The 2,855-nt window shown below is 46.1% G+C and carries 4 protein-coding genes; 1 reads left to right on the forward strand and 3 read right to left on the reverse strand.

The window, feature by feature from the left end; genetic code table 11:
• The 3 genes from cas2 to cas4a form a co-directional block, all read right to left on the reverse strand.
• Positions 1-273: CRISPR-associated endonuclease Cas2 (gene cas2 / locus QXE01_12480; GenBank protein ID MEM4972054.1), on the reverse strand; the 273-nt coding region annotated here is incomplete at its 3' end.
• A complete protein-coding gene (gene cas1, locus QXE01_12485; GenBank protein MEM4972055.1) occupies positions 270-1,226 on the reverse strand; it encodes a CRISPR-associated endonuclease Cas1 in 957 nt (318 codons plus the stop codon). The genes cas1 and cas2, both read right to left, overlap by 4 nt.
• The gene (gene cas4a / locus QXE01_12490) at positions 1,223-2,101 is read right to left on the reverse strand and encodes a type I-A CRISPR-associated protein Cas4/Csa1 (GenBank protein ID MEM4972056.1); all 879 of its coding nucleotides are present in this window, start codon (positions 2,099-2,101) and stop codon (positions 1,223-1,225) included. Before cas4a ends, cas1 begins: the two co-directional genes overlap by 4 nt.
• Positions 2,102-2,297: 196 nt before the next feature.
• On the opposite strand from cas4a, the gene csa3 reads away from it, so the two are divergent.
• On the forward strand, positions 2,298-2,855 hold a 558-nt coding region (gene csa3, locus QXE01_12495; GenBank protein ID MEM4972057.1), incomplete at its 3' end, for a CRISPR-associated CARF protein Csa3.

The following is a 2,855-nucleotide window of genomic DNA, read 5'->3' on the forward strand; positions in this document are numbered from 1 at the left end:
TATCGATATGGGTTTTGGGCCAAGGCCCCACTCCCTCCCTATGACTATTCTTTTCTCCCAGTCTCTGAGGCCTAGGGTGAATATGTGGATTACATCGCTCTCTTTCTTAATATATTTCCCAGCTATTCTCTGCAGGTCTTTCAGCCTCTGTGGATCTATCTCTCCTGCGAAGGCGCTCCTCTGTATCCTTGTTAGGCCTAGCCTGAATAGATCGTCTGCTAGTTTCTGCCTATCCGCGTTATCCCCTATATCATAGACAACCAGGATCCTCACCATACCTCTATGAACCCCTTATATCTTGTTCCACTTCTCAGGGATGATGCTAGTCTCATGGCCGAGGCTCTTATGGCTTGGGATAGTTTTTTCGGGTTGTGGTCCCCCTCCTCTTTAACTATTCTCTCTAGGCTCTCCGTTATCGCCTTGGCTAGCTCTGCTCTGTATTTTCTATCTATGAAGCCCTCTGTGATCTTTGGTCTATAGCCTTTTCTGAAGAGCTCTACCAGGGCTCTATCTACTGCTGATGGTTTGAACATTTCTGAGAAGTCATATACTAGGCTCTCCTTACCAGATCTATCTTTGTGTATATAGCCAGCATAGGGATCTAGCCCTGCTATTGCTAGTGCTCTCCAGCACTCGCTATATAGTATTGCGTATCCATAGTTCAGCGCCATGTTAAATGGGTCTGGGGAGTCGTGGTTTCTTCCTTGGAAGCCTATGTCTCTCGGGATTGCCTGGGCTATTGATTGCCAGTATATATGGGCTGCTTCTGCCTCTATCTTCATAGGGTTCTCGCTATCCAGGCTATGGATCAGATCCTCTATCTCTCTGTGTGGGGTCTCTGCTAGATAGCCTTTTCTTCTCAGGCTCTTTAGATGCCCTGCTTGGTTTTTGAGCTTAGCCTCTATTATTGCCTTTGCTATCTCCTTTGCCGAGCCGTTATATATTGCTTCATACTGGGCTCTCCTTGTCGCTGTTGTTGCTGTTGGGGTTGAATGGTAGATCCTTGCCCATGGCTCTCCCCTCGCGTCTATAAATACTATGTCTATTCCGTGTCTCATTGCTAGTCTTATTGCTCTTGATGTTATCGATGCTCCTCCCGATGTTATTAGGATCTGGTCTATGTCTGCTGGGCTTATCCTTATCTTCTTATCCTTATTCGTGATCACTATGCTCCCTCTTCTCGCAGAGATCTTTGTTCCGTATTCCGATATTATTACTGATCTCATCTTCTCACCCCGCATATCTCTAGGAAGGGGCATGTTTCTGGGCAGTTCCTAGCTATCCCTGGGTCTTTTCCGCTTAGTATTAGGTCTATTGCCTCGTCTCTTGCGTCTATAAATTCTTTTCTGAGGTCTGGGGATATGTAGTGTGTTTCTATCGATATATCTATTTCCCCGTTTATGTTTATATATATCAATGCTCCGTAGTCTACTGGTATTTCCAGGCTTGATTCTATTGCTAGTGCGTATCCAGCTAGTGCTAGTCTGTGGAAGTTTCTCCTCTGCCCTGTCTTGATCTCTATTACTATTGATGGCTCTGCTAGCGCGTCTATTGAGAGTCTGTCTGATAGCCCTACTAGTGTTCCGTCAACCCTTAGCTCTGAGATCCATGGTATTAGGCCTGCGGCGTCTTGCGAGCCGTATGTGATCTTTGCCTTTGATACTTCTGCGCTCCACATCAGTGCTAGGTATCTATATAGTTTTTCACATTGTTGTCTAGAATCCTCTGGACAGATCTTAGACGCTGTTTCACCCGCTTTCCTCGATAGCTCCTCATAGATCTCAGGCCCGTCTCTTCCGAGGAGGGCTAGGGCTCTCACAGCTTTAGAGGCTTCTGAGAATATCCTGTGTATCGATGCCCCGTTTGCCAATGCTGGTTTTGAGCTGTCTCCCCTCGCCCCTACTACTCTTCTTAGGTAGAGATCCCGCCTGGTTTCGCAGTATCTATAGGCGACCTCCCCTACTCCTAGCCCTAGATAGGCTCTGGGTTTTACCGGGGGTGTGTGGTAGCTCCACCCCCTAAGCTCTTCCGGCACAGGGTCTTTTGATCTTATGTGGTGTAGTTTTTTCAACCCCCTAACTATTTCGAGCCTTGTGAGCATTGTATTACCCCATCTCCCTTGATACCCCTTGCTTTTTAGCTGTTAATGTAATACCACCCCCGATTCTCCCGGGTGATTCAGGGATGATCTCCAAGATCCTCTTGGGAGTCCCTGGAGATCTATAGAGAGGGGATCTATAGATCCCCAGGAGATCCCGGGATATATATAGCCCCACAGCCAAGATCGGTTGGGGAGCATGGCAAGCTATATATTCACACTAGGATTCCACGAAGATTTTATATTGAGGAGACTGCTGAGCGAAAAAGCACAGCCGGGGAACAGGATAGTAGTATTCACAGTAAAACCAGCAGCAGGCGCAACAAAGACAGCATATCAAAACCTAGCAACATATTGCATAAGAATGGGGCTATCATCGCCAGAGCTGGTAGAGCTATCCATAGGAGACGCAGAGGATATGATCTCATCAGTGCTAGACATTCTAGAAACCCTGGAAGAACCAATAATAGCAGATCTAACAGGAGGGATGAGAATCCTGGTGATAGCTATATACACAGCACTAATAGCATCAAAGAAAAGATTCAGAGTATATGTAGCAACAGAAGGAGAGCAGAGAGCACAGATAACAATAGAATCAACACACATAGAAGCAATAACAAAAGAACTCACAGAAGAAAAAAGGAAAATCCTAGAAACGATAGTGAGGAATCCTGGGATAACACCGCCCCAGCTAGCGAGGATAATGCAGAAGAGTGAAAAAACAATAGCAAACCACATAACAGAACTCAAAAAACAA

The sequence above is a fragment of the Sulfolobales archaeon genome (assembly GCA_038897115.1).
Lineage (GTDB): Archaea > Thermoproteota > Thermoprotei_A > Sulfolobales > AG1 > AG1.